Source organism: Nonomuraea sp. NPDC026600, from assembly GCF_040638335.1.
In the GTDB taxonomy this organism is placed as follows: domain Bacteria; phylum Actinomycetota; class Actinomycetes; order Streptosporangiales; family Streptosporangiaceae; genus Nonomuraea.
This window is the reverse complement of the sequence record NZ_JBEZYD010000025.1, coordinates 75,877-92,112: the sequence shown is the minus strand read 5'-3', so window position 1 is coordinate 92,112 and position 16,236 is coordinate 75,877. Positions and strand designations below refer to the sequence as shown.

General features: G+C 68.6%; 16 protein-coding genes and 1 tRNA gene. 11 read left to right on the top strand and 6 right to left on the bottom strand.

Features of this window, described 5'->3' with window-relative positions:
- Window positions 1-110 precede the first annotated feature (110 nt).
- Window positions 111-431, top strand: coding sequence for a hypothetical protein (locus tag AB0F17_RS42040; RefSeq protein WP_358035107.1), 321 nt, complete (start codon window positions 111-113; stop codon window positions 429-431).
- Between the two features lie 12 nt (window positions 432-443).
- On the opposite strand, the gene AB0F17_RS42035 is transcribed toward AB0F17_RS42040, so the two are convergent.
- Entirely contained in the window at window positions 444-767 is a 324-nt protein-coding gene (locus AB0F17_RS42035; protein ID WP_358035105.1) for a rhodanese-like domain-containing protein, read from the bottom strand.
- Window positions 764-1,201 (bottom strand): helix-turn-helix domain-containing protein, encoded by a 438-nt coding sequence (locus AB0F17_RS42030; protein ID WP_214635385.1) that lies wholly within the window; start codon window positions 1,199-1,201, stop codon window positions 764-766. The genes AB0F17_RS42035 and AB0F17_RS42030 overlap by 4 nt, the downstream gene beginning before the upstream one ends.
- Window positions 1,202-1,277: 76 nt before the next feature.
- Here AB0F17_RS42030 and AB0F17_RS42025 point away from each other — a divergent pair, with 76 nt between their 5' ends.
- A complete protein-coding gene (locus AB0F17_RS42025; RefSeq protein WP_358035102.1) occupies window positions 1,278-2,699 on the top strand; it encodes an MFS transporter in 1,422 nt (473 codons plus the stop codon).
- Window positions 2,700-2,703: 4 nt separating this feature from the next.
- Here AB0F17_RS42025 and AB0F17_RS42020 read toward each other — a convergent pair whose 3' ends face one another.
- Together AB0F17_RS42020 and AB0F17_RS42015 are read right to left on the bottom strand one after the other, a co-directional pair.
- Window positions 2,704-3,582, bottom strand: a complete 879-nt coding sequence (locus AB0F17_RS42020) for a DNA-formamidopyrimidine glycosylase family protein (RefSeq protein ID WP_358035100.1) — start codon at window positions 3,580-3,582, stop codon at window positions 2,704-2,706.
- A 43-nt stretch (window positions 3,583-3,625) separates the two neighbouring features.
- Window positions 3,626-4,231 carry a transcriptional regulator gene (locus AB0F17_RS42015; RefSeq protein WP_358035097.1) on the bottom strand — a complete coding sequence of 202 codons (606 nt, stop codon included), beginning with the start codon at window positions 4,229-4,231 and terminating at the stop codon, window positions 3,626-3,628.
- A gap of 23 nt (window positions 4,232-4,254) precedes the next feature.
- On the opposite strand from AB0F17_RS42015, the gene AB0F17_RS42010 reads away from it, so the two are divergent.
- On the top strand, window positions 4,255-4,911 hold the full coding sequence (locus AB0F17_RS42010; RefSeq protein WP_358035095.1) for a GPP34 family phosphoprotein: 657 nt from the start codon (window positions 4,255-4,257) through the stop codon (window positions 4,909-4,911).
- Between the two features lie 45 nt (window positions 4,912-4,956).
- Here AB0F17_RS42010 and AB0F17_RS42005 read toward each other — a convergent pair whose 3' ends face one another.
- On the bottom strand, window positions 4,957-6,234 hold the full coding sequence (locus AB0F17_RS42005; protein ID WP_358035093.1) for an LCP family protein: 1,278 nt from the start codon (window positions 6,232-6,234) through the stop codon (window positions 4,957-4,959).
- A gap of 260 nt (window positions 6,235-6,494) precedes the next feature.
- Here AB0F17_RS42005 and AB0F17_RS42000 point away from each other — a divergent pair, with 260 nt between their 5' ends.
- Both AB0F17_RS42000 and AB0F17_RS41995 read left to right on the top strand, forming a co-directional pair.
- The gene (locus AB0F17_RS42000) at window positions 6,495-7,841 is read left to right on the top strand and encodes a hemolysin family protein (RefSeq protein WP_358035091.1); all 1,347 of its coding nucleotides are present in this window, start codon (window positions 6,495-6,497) and stop codon (window positions 7,839-7,841) included.
- Window positions 7,838-8,854: a hemolysin family protein gene (locus AB0F17_RS41995; RefSeq protein WP_358035088.1), complete on the top strand. Its 1,017-nt coding sequence runs from the start codon at window positions 7,838-7,840 to the stop codon at window positions 8,852-8,854. Before AB0F17_RS42000 ends, AB0F17_RS41995 begins: the two co-directional genes overlap by 4 nt.
- Before the next feature lie 310 nt (window positions 8,855-9,164).
- Here AB0F17_RS41995 and AB0F17_RS41990 read toward each other — a convergent pair.
- A tRNA-Leu gene (locus AB0F17_RS41990) sits at window positions 9,165-9,247 on the bottom strand.
- A gap of 199 nt (window positions 9,248-9,446) precedes the next feature.
- Between AB0F17_RS41990 and AB0F17_RS41985 the strand changes: the two genes are divergently transcribed.
- Genes AB0F17_RS41985 through AB0F17_RS41960 form a run of 6 tightly spaced genes read left to right on the top strand, consistent with a single transcriptional unit; the run spans window position 9,447 to window position 16,211 of the window.
- Window positions 9,447-10,187: a DUF3662 and FHA domain-containing protein gene (locus tag AB0F17_RS41985; protein ID WP_358035085.1), complete on the top strand. Its 741-nt coding sequence runs from the start codon at window positions 9,447-9,449 to the stop codon at window positions 10,185-10,187.
- Window positions 10,188-10,204: 17 nt separating this feature from the next.
- Entirely contained in the window at window positions 10,205-10,678 is a 474-nt protein-coding gene (locus tag AB0F17_RS41980; RefSeq protein ID WP_358035083.1) for an FHA domain-containing protein, read from the top strand.
- Window positions 10,675-11,970: a Stp1/IreP family PP2C-type Ser/Thr phosphatase gene (locus tag AB0F17_RS41975; RefSeq protein WP_358035080.1), complete on the top strand. Its 1,296-nt coding sequence runs from the start codon at window positions 10,675-10,677 to the stop codon at window positions 11,968-11,970. Before AB0F17_RS41980 ends, AB0F17_RS41975 begins: the two co-directional genes overlap by 4 nt.
- A complete protein-coding gene (locus AB0F17_RS41970) occupies window positions 11,971-13,362 on the top strand; it encodes an FtsW/RodA/SpoVE family cell cycle protein (RefSeq protein ID WP_358035078.1) in 1,392 nt (463 codons plus the stop codon).
- Window positions 13,359-14,822 (top strand): penicillin-binding protein 2, encoded by a 1,464-nt coding sequence (locus tag AB0F17_RS41965; protein WP_358035076.1) that lies wholly within the window; start codon window positions 13,359-13,361, stop codon window positions 14,820-14,822. The genes AB0F17_RS41970 and AB0F17_RS41965 overlap by 4 nt, the downstream gene beginning before the upstream one ends.
- A gap of 21 nt (window positions 14,823-14,843) precedes the next feature.
- Complete coding sequence (locus tag AB0F17_RS41960) at window positions 14,844-16,211, top strand: serine/threonine-protein kinase (protein ID WP_358035074.1); 1,368 nt, start codon at window positions 14,844-14,846, stop codon at window positions 16,209-16,211.
- Window positions 16,212-16,236 lie beyond the last annotated feature (25 nt).

Genomic DNA, 16,236 nt, shown 5'->3' with positions numbered 1-16,236 from the left:
CTCATCTTGCCCTATGAGGAGGCGACTGACCACAGGGGGGTCTCACACCCCCCGTCCGTGATCATCCGAAAAGCCATATAAGGGCGGTTCATCCCAGTAAGATCGCCGCCATGAAGAAAACGATCATGTCCCTCGTGGTGGCCGCGGCCGCCGCGACCGTCATCCCGCTCGCGCCGGGCACCGCGCTGGCCGAACCGGTGCCCTCCGGCTGCCACAGCGGTATCTACTACCAGCCCTACAAGACGTGGGCCAGCTGCGACAGAGGCTCGGGGTATGTGCAGGCCATAGCCACGTGTCCCAACGGCTCGACCACCAAGAAGGTGAAGGGTCCGTGGAGGCCGGTCACCGGTGGTACCGAGGGGCAATCCGTCGCTGTATGCCCCGGTAATCGCAACGCCGTCGGCCACGCCTGGGACATCAAGAAGTATTGATCAGGTAATCCGTCAGGCGACGAACGGCGGGTGCCCCGTCTCGCTGACCATCGGACGGCTCGCGCCCGCCCAGGACTGCATGCCGCCGTCGACATTGACGGCCTCGCGCCCGAGCTGGTTGAGCCAGGCCGCGACCTGGAACGAGCGGCCGCCGACCCGGCAGACCACGTAGACGGTCCGGTCGCCCGGCACCTCCTCGACCCGCCCCTGGATCTGCGTCATCGGGATGTGCACTGCCTCGGGCGCGTGCCCGGCCACCCATTCCTCCTGCTCCCGCACGTCGAGCAGGTAACCGTCGGCGGGAACGTCGCTGGCCGGGATCTCTGGAACCGTCATGCCTCCATCATCTCGCGTCTCTCGTCGTAGGCGGCACGCGCCTCGGCGATCTCCCGCTGGTGCTCCTCGGTCCAGGTGACCAGGCTCTTGATCGTCTGGTGCAGGGTCCGGCCGAGGGGCGTGAGCGCGTAGTCGACCCGCGGGGGCACCACGGGATAGACCGTACGGCTGACCAGGCCGTCGCGCTCCAGGTGGCGCAGGGTCACGCTGAGCATCCGCTGACTGACGCCGTCGATCTCGCGGCGCAACTGGGTGAAGCGCAGGCTCTTGCAGTCGAGCAGGGCGATGACCAGCAGCGACCACTTGTCGGCGACGCGGTCGAGTATCTGCCGGACCTCGCAGTCCTCCCTGGTGTCCCACTGCCGCACGTCGTAGTCGTCGTCGTCCACGGTGCCCTCGCAGTAACCGGGTGACTTTGAAGTGCCGTCTTCCATGGGATCCCATGCTGCCGGATCATTTTCACGGTTACAAGAGATAACCGAGATGCCGATAAGTAACCGGGGGTTGATCATGTCCAAACGCGCTTGGGGCATGTTGATCGTGCTGTGCGGGGCCGTCTTCATCGAGGGCACCGACGTGGCCATGCTGAACGTGGCCCTGCCGTCGATCAGGGCGGATCTGGGGCTGTCCACGGGCATGCTGAGCGGGGTGGTGAGCGCCTACGTCCTGGGCTGTGGCGGTTTCATCCTGCTCGGCGGCCGGGCGGCCGACCTGCTGGGCAGGCGCAGGATGTTCCTGCTCTGGCTCGGCGTGTTCGTGGTGTTCTCCGGGCTGGGCGGGTTCGCGACCGAGGGGTGGGTGCTGCTGGTCGCCAGGTTCCTCACCGGTGTCGCGGCCGCGTTCATGATGCCCGCCGGGCTGTCGCTGATCACCACCAGCTTCCCCGAGGGCAGGCTGCGCAACCGCGCGCTGCTCGTGTACGCGGGGACGGCCGCGGCCGGATTCGCGCTCGGGCTGGTGATCGGCGGCCTGCTGAGCTCGATCGGCTGGCGCTGGGTCTTCTTCGCGCCGGTCATCCTGTCGCTGGCGATCCTGATCATCGCCATCCCGGTGCTGAAGGAGCAGCGCACGCCCCGGCCCGCCGGCGGCGTCGATCTGGCGGGGGCGGCGACCATCACCGGGGCGATGACGCTGCTGGTCTACGGCCTCGTACGGCTGGAGCACCCCGCCGATGGCCCCGGCTGGACCATCGGAGCGTTCGCGGGCGGCGTGGCGCTGCTGACGGCGTTCGTGGCGATCGAACGGCGGGTGGCCACGCCCCTCGTCCGCCTCGGCGTCCTGCGCTCCGCTCCGCTGGTGCGCGCCAACCTGACGGCGCTGCTGCTCACCGCGTCGTTCTTCGGCTTCCAGTTCCTCATCACCCTGTACCTACAGGAACTGCGCGGCTGGTCCACCGTCCAGACCGGCCTGGCCCTGCTCGCCGCCGCCGCCGACGTGGTGCTCGCGCCCACGCTGACCCCCTGGCTGGTGCAGAGGTACGGCAACGCCCGGGTGATCTTCGGCGGCCTGCTGTCCGGGCTGGCGGCTTACGGCCTGTTCATCGGAGTCGGGATGGACTGGTCGTACGCGGCCATGCTGCCCTCGATGCTGCTGATCGGGCTGATGTTCGCCTTCGTGTACGGCCCGCTCACGATCGTCGCGACGGAGGGCATCGCGGAGGACGAGCAGGGGCTGGCCGGCGGGTTGCTGAACACGGCCTTCCAGTTCGGCGCGGCACTCGGGCTGTCGATGGTCACGGCCGTCAGCGTGGCGGCGCTCGGTGACGCGACCTCCGCCGAGGCCGGGCTGGCGGCCATCAGGACGGCGCTGCTGGTGCCGGTGGCCGCCACGGCGGTCGCCGCGCTCGTCATCGCCACCGGCCTCCGCCGCCGCCCGGCCGCCCCCAACGACCAGCACGGAGAGGCCGAGGAGGCCGTCGCCGTCAGGGCGTGAAGCGTTACTTCAGCAGGCGGGACAGGCGGCGGTCGGCGAGCGGCTTGCCACCTGTCTGGCAGGTGGGGCAGTACTGGAGCGAGGAGTCCGCGAAGGACACCTCGCGGATCGTGTCGCCGCAGACGTCGCAGGCCTGGCCGGCGCGGTTGTGCACGCGGAGGCCGGACTTCTTCTCCGCCTTGAGGTCCTTGGCGGCCAGGCCGTGCGCCCGCTCGACCGCCTCGCGCAGCGTGGTGACGATGGCCTCGTGCAGGTCGGCGATCTGGTCGTCGGTGAGGGTGGCGGCGATCTTGAACGGGGACATCTTGGCCGCGTGCAGCACCTCGTCGGAATAGGCGTTGCCGATCCCCGCGATGACCTTCTGGTCGCGCAGCAGGCCCTTCACCTGGGTACGGCTACCGCCCAGGATGGCCTTGAGCGCGGCCACGGTGAAGGCGTCGTCGAGGGGGTCGGGGCCGAGGGCGGCGACACCCGGCACGTCATCCGGATTTTTCGTGACATAGACGGCGAGGCGCTTCTGCGTTCCCGCCTCGGTCAGCTCGAACCCGGGTGCGAGCCCCTCGTCGTCGGGCGCCAGCCGTACCCGTACCGCGAGCGGGCTCTTGCCCGGACGGACCGGCTTCGCGCCCGAGAGGTCCTCGCGCCAGCGCAGCCACCCCGCGCGGGCCAGGTGGATGACCAGGTGCAGCCCGTCGCAGTCGAGGTCGAGGAACTTGCCGTGCCGCGCCACGCCCGTGATGGTCAGCCCGCCGAGCGCGGTGACCGGCGGGTCGAACGTCTTGAGCGCCGAGAAGGCGACCACGTCGACACCCAGGACCGTACGGCCAACCGCCCGCTCGCGCAGGAAACCGGCGAGCGATTCCACTTCGGGGAGTTCCGGCATGCCACCAGGGTACGTGCCGTGGTCGTCCACAGCCTGTGGACAACTACGGCACGCTCCAGAACGCCAGCTCGTGCGCCATGCCCTCGGCGAACAGCGCCTCGGCGCGCGCGGGCTCGGGCCCGGCCTCGTCGATCATCTGGCCGATCCGCACGGTCAGCGCCGCGAAGCCGGGATCGGCGTACGTCTCCACCCACCTGCGGTAACGCGGCTCGGCGGGCAAATTCTCGGCCAGTGCCTGACCAAGCTCTGAGTATCCCCACATACACGGATAAAGCGCCGCCAGCCCTTCGCCGTAATCGGCGGCCGACTCCAGCAGGAACGCCGTGTAGGCCGCGCACGCCGGCCCCTTCCGCGCGTTCTCGAGGTCCGCCCCGAACGGGGCCGACAGCTCCCGGTGCAGGCTCAGCTCGTCGTGGAAGGTCGTGTGCGCCAGGTCCACGAGGTCGCCCAGATGCGCGGCCGGCGCCTGCCAGGCCAGCCGCGCGAACACCCGCACATAGTCCAGCAGGAACAGGTAGTCCTGCTCCAGCCACGACCGGAACACCGGCTCCGCCAGATCGCCACGCCCGATACCCACCACGGTGGGATGCGCGAGCTGCGCGTCGAGGAGGGGGCGACCCACCGCGTGCAGCTTCTCCGAGATACCCATGAACGGCACGTTAGTGTCAAAGGATGACTGTCACGATCGCGGAGGAACTGCTCTTGCTCGCTTACAGCGAGAAGGAGGGCAAGCAGTTGATCGGCGCCACCCAGCTCGATCCAGCGCTCGGCGGCGCGATCCTGGCGGAGCTGGCGGTGACCGAGCGGGTGGCCCTGACCGATAAGAAGGTGTCGGTCGAGAACGCCACCCCGCTGGGCGACGAGGAGCTCGACGCGGCACTGAGTCGCATCGCGGAGGACAGCAAGGAGCGCAAACCCGACTGGTGGGTCCAGAAGCTCCACTCCGCCAAGCTGCGCAGGCGCCTGCTGACCCGGCTCGCCGAGGCGGGCGTGCTGACCGAGGAGCGCGGCCGGGTGCTCGGCATCTTCCCCACCACCCGCTGGCCGGAGGCCGACGGCAGCGTCGAGGCGGAGGTCAGAGAGCGCGTCGGCAGCGTGCTGGCGGGCGCCGATCCCGACGCGCGCACGGCGGTGCTCATCGCCGTCATGTACGCGGCCAAGCTCGACCGCAAGGCGTTCCCCGAGTCGGACAAGGCACGTGTCAAGGCGATCGCCGAGGGCGAGTGGGCGGGCGACGCGGTGGCCAAGACGATCGCCGCCATCAACTCGGTCATCATGATCGCCGCCACGACCGCCGCCATCAGCCCCAGCTACACGAGCGGAAACTGACGGTCCGGTACGGCATGCCGTACCGGACCATTCGCGGCCCCGGGGTCAGCCGGCGTCGAGGATCTCCTTCGGCACCGGCTTGTCCTGCTTGAGCGCGTCGAACAGGGCCAGGGCCTTCTCCTTGTCCCACTTGACCGCGCTGCCGCCGCCCGCGATCTCGTTGCCGCCGAACGGCACGACCGTGGTCACCGGGCTGTCGCCCATGGCCAGGCCCAGAGACAGCATGTCGAACGCCCCCGTGCTCGCGTCGACGGCGACCGCGTCGGTGGCGCTCATGGCCAGCGGGATCGAGGTGAACGGGTTGATCAGCACGCCGGGGCTGGCCGCCTTCTTCACGACCGCGCCGAGGAACTGGCGCTGGCGCTTGGTCCGCTCGAAGTCGGGCAGCGCGCCGCCCTTGCGGGTACGGACGTAGCCGAGCGCCTGGCCGCCGGTCAGCGTCTGGAGCCCCTTCTTGAGCTTCAGCCCGGCCTTGGGGTCGTCGACCGCGGCGCGGACGTTGATCTCGACGCCGCCGACCGCGTCGACGATGTCCACGAACCCGGCGAAGCCGATCTCCATGTAGTTGTCGACGCGTATCCCGGTGACGGTCTCGACCGTCTGGGCCAGCAGCTTGGGGCCGCCGAAGGCGTACGCGGCGTTGAGCTTGTTGCGGCCCTTGCCGGGGATGGTGACCGCCGAGTCACGCGGCAGGCTGACCAGGGTCGGCTTGTCGCTGCCGGCGGGGATGTGCAGCAGCATCATCGAGTCGGTGCGCTGACCGGCCGCGCGGCCGGTGGCGAGCTTCTTGCGGTCGGCCGCCGACAGGCCCTTGCGGCTGTCGGAGCCGACGAGCAGCCAGTTGGTGCCCGGGGTGTCGGCGGGTCGGCCCGCGTAGTCGTCGAGCACGCCGGGGATCCCGGTCAGCCGCGAGTCGATCCAGAAGAACAGGCCCACGCCCACCACGAGCAGCAGCGCCACCACGGCGGCGATGATCGTCAGTATGGTCCGGCCCTTGATCCGCCTGCGCGGCGGCTTGGGACCCGACGGATCGGACGCGCCGGACGGGGTCGGCTCCGACTTGGGCGTGAACGGCTTGATCGGGCTGCCGCCCGAGCGCTGCCGGCCGTACACGCGCGAACTGCCGGCCCGAGGCGCGTCGGAGACCGGCTCGGCGGGCAGGTTGGACGGCGGCGCCTGCTGGGCCGTCGGCGGAACCTGCTGAGCCGACGGGATCCGATGCGCGGGCGCACCACCCGCGCGCGGGCCGTCGGCGTTCCTGCCGGGCAACGGGCGGCCATCGCCCGGCGAGCGCATGGCTCTCGTCCGGTCTTCCTCAGACACTTGGCCTCTTTCCCCTTCGGTTGTCATAGACGCTACGTCCAACCCCCCACCAGTGAAGACGTCTCACCAAGGTTTTCCCACGGAAAAGTACGCAGAACTAGCGGAGCGTCACTTCGGAAACATTGCTGCCAACCCCATCGTTACGGTTTATGGACTTCCGCCATCGAAGGGATGATCGTGTCCGCCCCGGACCCATGGAATATTCGCCCGTGCACACGCACGGGATCCCCTGAGAACTCTCTTTTCCAGAGCTCACCCCGGTGAGCGCGTATCTCGGGCTGTTGGCCCTCTTCCTGCTCACCGCCGCGACCGGCTACTTCGTCGCGCAGGAGTTCGCCTTCGTGGCCGCCGACCGGGGCCTCCTGCGTGAGCAGGCCGCCGCCGGCGATCCGGCCGCGGAGAAGGCGCTCCAGGTGACCTCACGCCTCTCCTTCATGCTGTCCGGCGCGCAGCTCGGCATCACCGTCACCGCGCTGCTGGTCGGCTTCCTGGCCGAGCCCGCCATCGCGACGATCGTCGGCCCATGGCTGACGAATACCGGCCTGCCCGCCGGTGTCGTCACCGGCCTGTCCGTCGCCATCGGGGTGTTCTTCGCCACCGTCGTGCAGATGGTCTTCGGCGAGCTGGCGCCCAAGAACCTCGGCATCGCCCATCCGGAGCCCGTCGCCAAGTTCCTCGCCGGATCGACGCTGGCCTACCTCACCGTGGTCGGCCCGGTGGTCCGGCTGTTCGACTCGGCGGCCACGGGCCTGCTCAGACGTGTCGGCATCGAGCCCGTCGAGGAGGTGGAGCACGGCGCGACCCCCGAGGAGCTCTCGCGGATCATCGCCGAGTCCACCCTGGCGGGCGAGCTGCCCCCGCGCCTGTCGGAGCTGCTGGAGCGGGCGCTGGAGTTCGGCGACCGCACCGCGGAGGAGATCATGGTCCCGCGCCCGCGCGTGGTCGTGGTCCGCGACTCGCAGCCGGTCTCCGACCTCGTGGAGGTCATCCGTGAGTGCGGCCACTCCCGCTACCCCGTGCTCGGCGCCGACGGCGACGTGATGGGCGTGACGGGTGTGCGCGAGCTGATCACGTCCGGTCTCGACGACGGCCCGATCATCGGCATCACCCGCCCCGCGGTGCTGGTGCCCGACTCGCTGCCGCTGCCCGCCGTACTGAACGAGATGCGCTCGTCCAAGGACGACCTCGTCTGCGTCATCGACGAGTACGGCGGCCTCGCCGGCGTCATCACCGTCGAGGACCTGGCGGAGGAGCTGGTCGGCGAGCTCATCGACGAGAACGACCCGGAGCCCGACGGCGCCGTCGAGCAGCCGGGCGGCATCTGGGAGGTGCCGGGCCGGCTCCGGCTCGACGAGGTCGAGCGGGCCACCGGCGTCTCGCTGCCCGAGAGCGACGACTACGACACGCTCGCCGGGCTGGTCCTCGCCAGACTCGGGCGCATGCCCGAACCCGGCGACACCGTGACCGTGCCCGTCATTCCGGAGACGGACCCGTTCGCCGAGGACGACCAGGAGCACCTGGCCGAGCTCACCGTCCTGTCGCTCAACCGCCGCGTACCCGAACGAGTACGACTGGCCCCGGTCCAGCACGCGGAGGCGACCCGATGACGATGATCCTGATCAGCCTGGTGCTACTGCTACTGAACGCACTGTTCGTGGCAGCCGAGTTCGCCTTCGTCTCCGCCAAGCGCCACCGCCTGGAGGAAATGGCCGCCAACGGCAACCGCCTGGTCCGCATCGCCGCGAAGTCGGCAGTGGGCGGCGGCCGACGCCTCTCCCTGATGCTGGCCGGCGCCCAGCTCGGCATCACCCTCTGCACACTGGGCCTGGGCCAGGTAACAGAACCCGCGATCGAACACTTCCTGGAGCCGGTCTTCGCCGCGGTCGGCATACCGGAATCCATGCGCATGCCGATCGCCCTGACCATCGCCCTGGCACTGGTCACGTTCCTCCACATGGTGGTGGGCGAAATGGCCCCCAAGTCCTGGGCACTGACCCAGCCCGAGCGAGCGGCCCTGATCCTGACGCTGCCCTTCCGCGGCTTCACCTGGCTGATGCGCCCCTTGCTCTCCACCCTCAACGGCCTGACCAACGTCATCCTCCGCCTGTTCGGCGTAAGCCCAAGAGACGAACTGGCCACGACAAGAACCCCCCGCCAGTTGGCCATGCTGGTCGGCGAATCAGGCCGAATGGGCCTCCTGGACAGGGAGGAACACGACCTCCTCACAAGAGCCCTCCGCCTACAGGCAGAAGGCATAGAACGCCTCATGGTCCCCATCAACGAGGCCACCACCGTCCCACCATCGGCAGACGCCAAGGGAATCAGACAGGTAGCAGCGGAGAGCGGCCACCTAAGGCTCCTGGTAGGCACTCCAGACGACGTACGAGGCGTCCTCCACGCCAGAGACGCCCTGATCCACCCCAACCGCACAGCAGCCGACCTGGCCCGCCCAATCCCCAAGCTGCCCTGCGTAACCCAAGCCCCCGAAGCAGTGACAGCACTACAGGAGGCCCGAGCCCACCTGGCCCTGGTCACCACACAGGACGGCAAGATCATCGGCATGGTCAGCCTCACCGACCTACTAGGCGAGCTCCTAGACACCCGAGCATTGGCCGCCTAACCCCCAGTGTGTCCAAAACCACACACCCGGCCGGAAAGCAATCCGAAAGCAAACTGCAACCGGCCGGGCCTACCTTCCAACCGCCACCCACAAAAACAAAAAGCCCCGGCTCTTGCGAACCGGGGCCCTCTTCGTCAGTGTGGGTCTGCACCAAACAAACAAACACAACGAAGGCAAAGTCTCATATGAAAGCCAAGCCACCAGCGAGTCTAATGCTGGGGGTCCGGGGGTCATCCCCCGGTGTAAACGACGAGGGGACCGAGGGAAGCGATCCCGTGAGGGTCGCGACCATGGGTCCCCTGTCATCGAGTGGGCGAGGAGGGATTTGAACCCTCACGTCCTTTCGGACACACGGACCTGAACCGTGCGCGTCTGCCGTTCCGCCACCCGCCCTTGTGGGTGCGGAGAAACAGTAGCACGGAACAGTCGCTGGTACTGAACCCGGATACGATCGCATAAGACACGGGAGCGGAGGAGCTGGGCGCGACAGCTGACGAGCGCCCGGACCACCCGCGACGTGGGACGAGCGGAGGCCAGGCGCGGCTAGCGTCCGGTGGCCGCGATCATATGCACGGAGGAAGGGAGGTACCCGGTGGGAGTCCTTCAGCGCTTCGAGCGAAGGCTCGAAGGCTTGGTTGAGGGGGCCTTTGCGCGGGCGTTCAAATCTGACCTTCAGCCGGTCGAGGTCGCCAGCGCGGTTCAGCGGGAGATGGATGAGCGCGCGGCGATCGTCGCTCAAGGTCGGACGCTCGTGCCCAACGACTTCGTGGTTGAGCTGTCCACGACCGACAGCGAACGGCTTGAGGTCTACGCCGACAGCATCAGCCACGAGCTGGCCAACCTCGCCAGGGAGTACGCCAAAGAACAGGGCTACTCCTTCGTGGGACCGGTCCGGGTCCGTTTCGAGACCGCCGCCGACCTGGCAGTGGGGTTGTTCCGCATCAGGTCGGGGGTCATCCGCGGCGCCACTGTGGAGCAGGACGAGATTCGCCAGCCGGCGAGTGATCTGCCACCATCCAGGCCCAATGCCTTCAACGGGCGGCCCCGGCTGCTCGTGTCCACTCAGGACGATCCGCAGGGCGACCGCTCCTACGAGCTCACCACTCCGGTGACCTTGCTGGGCAGGGGCACCGACTGCGATCTTCGTCTCGTCGACCCCGGCGTCTCTCGCCACCACGCGGAGATTCGCGTCGAGGGTCAGCTAGTCGCCCTAGTCGATCTCGGATCGACGAACGGCACGTTCGTCAATGGCCAGCCGGTACGCAGAGTCGAGCTCCAGAACGGCACGCGAGTGACCCTGGGACGCACGACTCTGGTGTTCCGGCGCGATTAGGGGTAGACAAACGGTCCATGTCCGAGCTCACGCTGCTGCTGATCCGGCTCGCCTTCCTGGCTGTGCTGTGGTTCTTCGTCATTGCCGCAGTCGGCGTGATCCGGACTGACTTGTTCGGATCACGTACGGCCCCCGCGGGTCCACGCAAGGGTGGCATCAAGCCCACCAAACCGGCGGCTAAGCCGAAGAATAAGAAGGGCGAGCCACGCCAGCTCGTTGTGACGGGTGGCCCGCTGCAAGGCACCACCATTACTCTCACGGAGACGCCCATCAGCATTGGCCGGGCGAACGACGCCACGCTGGTAGTCACAGACGACTACGCTTCCAGTCGGCATGCCCGGCTCTTCCCTCAGGACGGTCAGTGGATCGTGGAAGATCTCGGTTCGACCAACGGCACATACCTCGACCGCTCAAAAGTCACCCGTCCGACCCCGGTGCCGCTCGGTGTTCCGATCCGCGTCGGCAAGACAGTCATTGAATTGCGCAAATGACCATCGCACTCCGCTACGCCGCCCGCTCGGACGTCGGCCTCCTCCGCGAAGGAAACGAGGACTCGGCGTACGCAAGCGGCCGCCTGCTAGCCGTCGCCGACGGTATGGGCGGACACGCACACGGTGAGGTGGCGAGTTCTGTCGCCATCGCCGCAATGGCCTCTCTCGAAGAGGCTCAACAGGGTGGTGACCTGCTCAACGCCATCGAGGCAGCGGTACGCGACGCCAACCGCAAGCTGCACGAGATGGTGGGCCGGGATCCCAGCCTCAAGGGCATGGGCACCACGCTGACCGCCATGTTCTGGCACGGCACCTCGGTGGCTCTGGTGCATGTCGGCGACTCGCGCGCCTACCTGCTCAGACGCGGGGAGCTCTACCAGATCACCCACGATCACACACTGGTGCAGCAGCTGGTCGACGACGGGCGCATCACACCGGAGGAGGCGGCGACGCACCCGCAGCGCTCGATCCTGCTGCGGGCACTCGACGGGAGCGGCGAGGTCGATCCCGATCTCACGTTGCGCGAAGCGCAGGTGGGCGACCGCTATCTCCTCTGTTCCGATGGGTTGTCCGGAGTGGTGAGCGCGGAGACGCTGCACGCCACGCTGACGAACATCGACGACCCGGAAGAGGTCGTGCGCCAGCTCATCGACCTCGCCAACAGAGGCGGTGGGCCCGACAACATCACCTGCGTGCTGGCAGACGTGCTGGAGCTCACCGACGGGCAGCCGGTGCCCGGCGAGGTGGCGATCGTCGGGGCGGCGGGCATGACCCGCCTGCGGCACGAGCCGCACGACACCTCACCGGGGCGGCCCGGTGCGGTGACCGCGCCCCAGCCGGTGCTGACCGAGGACGACTTCGAAGATTCTGGCCCACAGGCGGTCCGGCGGCCGGTCAAGCGGCGCCGGGTGTGGCCCCTGCTGGTCTCGGTGCTGGGCGTGGCCGTCGTCGCCATCGGCGTCGGCGGCTATTTCGGCTGGCAGTGGACTCAGGACCAGTTCTTCGTGGGGGCCAAGGGCGACGAGGTGGTCGTGTTCCGGGGCATCCGCCAAGAGGTGGGGCCGTTTCAGTTCTTCTCGGTCGCGCAGCACACCGGCAAGCCGCTCTCCCAGCTCTCCGATCCCGACCAGGCACTGGTCAAGGGCGGCATCGATGTCAAGACCGTGGCGGAGGGCGTGACGCGCATCAACGGTTTCAAGGCCACGGCCGAGCAGCCGGAGCAGAAGGCCACCCCGAGCGCGAGCGCCTCAGCCACCCCGAGCGCGACGAAGACGAAGGCGAAGCCGCAGTAGATGAGTGAAGTGGCGGAAGCACCTGTCCTGATGCCGGCCAAACGGCGTGGCGCCCAGCTGGCCATGCTGGCGTTCGCGGTCGTGATCGTCATGGGCGCCTATGCCAACGTCGGGCTGGGGCTCAACGGCACGATCCCGGCCGGCATGCTGACGTACGGCCTGAGCCTGGGCGGTCTGATGCTGGCCGCCTACCTGGTGCTCGCCAAGTGGGCGCCATGGGCCGACCCCCTCATCCTTCCCCTCGTGACGCTGGTCAACGGGCTCGGCCTGGTCATGATCTACCGGCTGGAGAACTCCGGCTCCAAGCTCCAGGCCGGCGCGTCGTCCACCAGCCAGATCGTCATGACCGGCGCGGGCGTCGTGCTCTTCACGGTGACGCTGATCGTGCTGCGCGACCAGCGCATGCTGCAGCGGATGACCTACACCGCGGGGCTGATCGGGCTGGGCCTGCTCGTCTCGCCGCTGCTCCCCGTGGTCGGCCAGGAGATCAACGGCGCGCGCATCTGGATCGGGATCAAAGGCGTCTTCAGCATCCAGCCAGCGGAGTTCGCCAAGATCGCGCTGGTCATCTTCTTCGCCGGTTACCTGGTCGCCAAGCGCGACGTGCTGGCGCTGGCCGGGCGGCGGCTGCTCTTCATCGACCTGCCCAGGGCCCGCGACCTCGGCCCCGTGATCATCACCTGGGTGGTCGCCATCGGCGTGCTGGTCATGCAGAAGGACCTGGGCTCGTCCCTGCTGCTGTTCGGGGCGTTCGTGGTGATGCTCTACGTCGCCACGCAGCGCACCTCATGGGTGCTGATCGGCGTCCTGCTCTTCGTCGGCGGCGCGTGGCTGGCCGGGCAGATCTTCAGCCACGTGGGCGACCGGTTCGACGTCTGGCTCGACCCCGGCAGCAACGTCTACTACAACCGCGCGTTCGGCGGCAGCTACCAGATCATGCAGGGCCTGTTCGGGCTGGGCGCCGGTGGCATCATGGGCACCGGCCTGGGCCAGGGCCATCCCGATCTGATCCCGCTGGCCTTCTCCGACTTCATCTTCCCCGCCACCGGCGAGGAGATCGGGCTGACCGGGCTGATGGCGCTGCTGATGGTCTACGCGCTGATCGTCGAGCGCGGGCTGCGCACCTCGCTCGCCGCCCGCGACCCCTTCTCCAAGCTGCTGGCGGGCGGGCTGTCGTTCATCCTCGCCTGGCAGGTGTTCATCATCGTCGGCGGCGTGACCAACCTGATCCCGCTGACCGGACTGGTGACCCCGTTCATGTCCCAGGGCGGATCCGCGCTGCTGGCTAACTGGATCCTTATCGCGCTGCTGGTACGCATGTCGGACGCGGCGCGGCAGCCTCCGCCCCAGGCGATCCAGAACGAAGGAATGACGCAGGTGTTCCAGCGATGAACGGCACTCTGAAGCGTGTGGCCGTGGCCTGCCTCGCCATGTTCGCGCTCCTGATGATCAACGTGAACGTCCTGCAGGTCGGTCGGGCCGAAACCCTGAGCAGCGATGCCCGCAACACACGCAACTACTACGACCGCTATGCCGTCGAGCGCGGCCGCATCACCGCCGGCGGCAAGGTGATCCTGGCTCAGTCGGTGGAGCAGAAGACGGGCGACTTCAAGTTCCTCAGGGAATACCCCGACGGCAAGCTCTACGCCCACATCACCGGCTTCTTCTCGCCGGAGAGCGCCTCGCAGATCGAGGCGTCCGAGAACAAACTGCTCGACGGCTCCAGCCCCGACCTGCTGCTGCGCCGGAGCATCGACCTGTTCACCGGCGAGCCCACCAAGGGCGCCAACGTCGACGTGACGATCAACCCGAAGGCCCAGAAGGCCGCCTACGACGCGCTGCGCGAGAGCGGCAAGCGCGGCGCGGTCGTCGCTCTCGACCCGAAGACCGGGGCGATCCTGGCGATGGTGTCGCTGCCCACCTACGAGCCGGCCGAGTTGTCGGACACCGACAAGGGCAAGGTCTTCCCCCGCTATGACGAGCTGGCCAAGGACAAGGGCCAGCCGCTGCTCAACCGTGTCACCGACCGCACCTACCCGCCCGGCTCCACGTTCAAGGTGGTGACCGCGGCGGCATACCTGGAGGACGACTCCAGCCGCGGCCCCCAGACGGTCGTGGACGCCCCGCAGCGCCTCCCGCTGCCCGGCACCAACATCAGCCTGCCCAACTACGGCGGCGCGGCCTGCGGAGCCGGACAGGTCCCGCTGGTCTACGCGCTGGAGAAGTCCTGCAACACGCCGTTCGGCAAGATCGGCATGGAGCTCGGCTACGACAAGATGCAGGAGCAGGCGCAGAAGTTCGGCATGGGGGAGAAGTTCGGCATCCCCATGCCGGTGGCCCAGAGCTCCTTCGGCAAGAAGGAGGATCAGGCGGCCCTGGCCATGGCCTCCATCGGCCAGCGCAGCAACCAGATGACCCCGCTGCAGATGGCCATGATCGCCGCGGGCATCGCCAACGACGGCAAGGTCATGAAGCCGTACCTGGTCAACAAGATCACTGACTCCAAGGGCGACTCGATCCAGGACGCCGAGCCCGAGGAGCTGTCGGAGGCGGTCAGCTCCGAGACGGCGGGCAAGTTGCGCGAGATGATGGTCAGCGTGGTCAACAACGGCACCGCCAACCTGGCCCAGATCCCCGGCGTCGAGGTGGCGGGCAAGACCGGCACCGCGGAGACGGCCGACAAGCAGCCGCCGCACGCCTGGTTCATCAGCTTCGCGCCGGCCAACGACCCGAAGGTCGCGGTCGCGATCATCGTCGAGTCGGGCGCCGCCAACGTCGGCGCCGAGGCGACGGGCGGCCACACCGCCGCGCCGATCGGCAAAGCCGTGATGGAGGCGGTGCTGAACAAGTGATGACCGCTACGCTGCTGGATCATGCGGCTCGGTAACCGCTATCTTCTGCTCTCCCGCATCGCCTCGGGCGGTATGGGGGATGTCTGGCGCGCCCGGGACGAGCTCCTCGGCCGCGAGGTCGCGGTCAAGGTGCTGCGCAGCCACATCCAGGCCGACCCCACCTTCCGCAGCCGCTTCCGCAACGAGGCCAGGATCACGGCCGCCCTGGGCGACCCCGGCATCGCGCAGATCTTCGACTACGGCGAGCAGAGCGACCTGGCCTACCTGGTGATGGAGCTGGTGCACGGCGAGCCGCTGTCCGCCATCCTGGCCCGCAACGGCGCGCTCGGCCCCGAGGTGGCGCTCGACGTGGTGCACCAGACGGCCAAGGCGCTGCACGCCGCCCACTCGGCGGGGGTCATCCACCGCGACATCAAGCCGGGCAACCTGCTCGTCACGTCCGAGGGCGCCATCAAGGTGACCGACTTCGGCATCGCCCGCGCCGTGGAGGCGGCTCCGGTGACGCTGACGGGCACCGTGCTCGGCACCGCCCAATACGTCAGCCCGGAGCAGGCGCAGGGCCTGCCTCTCACTCCCTCGACCGACCTCTACTCGCTGGGCGTGGTGGCCTACGAGTGCCTGTCGGGGCGCACGCCGTTCCAGGCCGAGGGCCAGGTGGCGATCGCGCTCATGCACCTCAACGAGCCGCCGCCGCCGCTCGGCGCCGACGTGCCCACTGCGGTGCGCGAGCTGGTCATGACGCTGCTGATCAAGGACCCGCGGCACCGCCCGGCATCGGCGACGGACGTCGCCGAGCGCGCCCGCATGCTGCGCGAGTCACTGGCCGGCGGCACATCGGCCACCGAGCTCAGCATGCTCACCGACCCGGCGGGCTTCCGGGTGCGGCAGCCGGCGGCCGACCATACGACCCACGACTTCGGCGGCTCGGCGGGCGCGACGATGCACGCGTCGCCCGCCGGCTCGACCACCGGACCCCGCCGCCGCCGGGGCAGACTGACGCTGGCGCTGGTCGCCAGCGCGGGATGCGCCGCCGCCGTCGGGTTCAGCGCCTTCACGTTCATGGAACGCGACGCGGTGCCCGGCCCGCCCAGCGTCGCCGACCCGTCGGAGTCGGCGAGCCATGCTCCGACCTCGAAGACACCTCGGGCCAAACCTCACACTCGACGACCGCCGGTGATTACGGTGAAGTCGAAGAGGCCGGTACCCTCACGTTCGGCTACGGTAAGCGTGTCGGCAAGCCCAACGAAGAAACCAAGCCCCAAGCCGACGCCGACCACCCGGACCCCGACTCCCACACCAACCCCAACGCCCACCACGACACCGAAAAGTCCGACACCAAGCGCTTCGCCTGATCCCGGGGTAACAAACCCGCCGAAGGAGAAGACGTGATGCGCCACGGGGTCGATGATGGACA

What these genes read in the sequence shown, in the direction of transcription:
- AB0F17_RS42040 (WP_358035107.1), top strand. Translation starts at nt 111, where the DNA reads ATGAAGAAAACGATCATGTCCCTCGTGGTGGCCGCGGCCGCCGCGACC.
- AB0F17_RS42035 (WP_358035105.1), bottom strand. Translation starts at nt 767, where the DNA reads ATGACGGTTCCAGAGATCCCGGCCAGCGACGTTCCCGCCGACGGTTAC.
- AB0F17_RS42030 (WP_214635385.1), bottom strand. Translation starts at nt 1,201, where the DNA reads ATGGAAGACGGCACTTCAAAGTCACCCGGTTACTGCGAGGGCACCGTG.
- AB0F17_RS42025 (WP_358035102.1), top strand. Translation starts at nt 1,278, where the DNA reads ATGTCCAAACGCGCTTGGGGCATGTTGATCGTGCTGTGCGGGGCCGTC.
- AB0F17_RS42020 (WP_358035100.1), bottom strand. Translation starts at nt 3,582, where the DNA reads ATGCCGGAACTCCCCGAAGTGGAATCGCTCGCCGGTTTCCTGCGCGAG.
- AB0F17_RS42015 (WP_358035097.1), bottom strand. Translation starts at nt 4,231, where the DNA reads ATGGGTATCTCGGAGAAGCTGCACGCGGTGGGTCGCCCCCTCCTCGAC.
- AB0F17_RS42010 (WP_358035095.1), top strand. Translation starts at nt 4,255, where the DNA reads ATGACTGTCACGATCGCGGAGGAACTGCTCTTGCTCGCTTACAGCGAG.
- AB0F17_RS41995 (WP_358035088.1), top strand. Translation starts at nt 7,838, where the DNA reads ATGACGATGATCCTGATCAGCCTGGTGCTACTGCTACTGAACGCACTG.
- AB0F17_RS41980 (WP_358035083.1), top strand. Translation starts at nt 10,205, where the DNA reads ATGTCCGAGCTCACGCTGCTGCTGATCCGGCTCGCCTTCCTGGCTGTG.
- AB0F17_RS41975 (WP_358035080.1), top strand. Translation starts at nt 10,675, where the DNA reads ATGACCATCGCACTCCGCTACGCCGCCCGCTCGGACGTCGGCCTCCTC.
- AB0F17_RS41970 (WP_358035078.1), top strand. Translation starts at nt 11,971, where the DNA reads ATGAGTGAAGTGGCGGAAGCACCTGTCCTGATGCCGGCCAAACGGCGT.
- AB0F17_RS41965 (WP_358035076.1), top strand. Translation starts at nt 13,359, where the DNA reads ATGAACGGCACTCTGAAGCGTGTGGCCGTGGCCTGCCTCGCCATGTTC.
- AB0F17_RS41960 (WP_358035074.1), top strand. Translation starts at nt 14,844, where the DNA reads ATGCGGCTCGGTAACCGCTATCTTCTGCTCTCCCGCATCGCCTCGGGC.